The following is a 649-nucleotide window of genomic DNA, read 5'->3' on the forward strand; positions in this document are numbered from 1 at the left end:
AAGCCGAACCCCTGAATGTGTCTAATACTAAAGGTTTGGGTTTGTTTGGTTCAATCTTGCAAACTAATGCTAATAATCTTTCGATCAGACGAGGCGGTTTTTGTGTTGGATGAATGGCTTTGTAACGTTCTCCTATTTGTCTAATAATACTCTTTTCATTCAAACCATCATCTATATTTTTACAAACAGCTACGCTTCTATCTTCATTATATAGGGTAGAAGGCTGAACAGAAGTATTATTTTTGTGCTTTCTCAATGACCCCGAAATAATAGATTTTTCATTCATACCTACAGATATGGAATTAATGACAGTTACGCATCTATCACCCTCATTACATTTACCCGTCCTTAGATTAGATTTATTATCCATAACCTTTTCGGCTTTAAAATCATCTCTTTTTAAGTTATTTTCTAAATAGGCTAATACTGCATCAAAAGACTTTGTATTATTTAATACAGAACGAAGACGTTTAATATCTTGACAAATAGAAGGTATATCATGTCCTTTCATTTCCAAATAAGGAACTTTTACTTTATTGATTGTTCCATTTCCTTTGGTGTGGATAGATACCGTTTCGTGCACCCTGCTTAGTGCCATTAACGGGCTTGTAAGGTATGATTTATCCCAAATGATTTCTTCTTTGAAAGT

Annotated in this window: 1 protein-coding gene; it reads right to left on the reverse strand. The window is 33.6% G+C overall.

The window, feature by feature from the left end; all coding sequences use genetic code 11:
- A partial coding sequence (locus tag HMPREF9456_RS16920) for a DNA methyltransferase (RefSeq protein ID WP_006844793.1) occupies positions 1-649 on the reverse strand: 649 nt, incomplete at both ends.

Origin of the sequence: Dysgonomonas mossii DSM 22836 (assembly GCF_000213575.1) — a bacterium.
GTDB classification, from domain to species: Bacteria; Bacteroidota; Bacteroidia; order Bacteroidales; family Dysgonomonadaceae; genus Dysgonomonas; species Dysgonomonas mossii.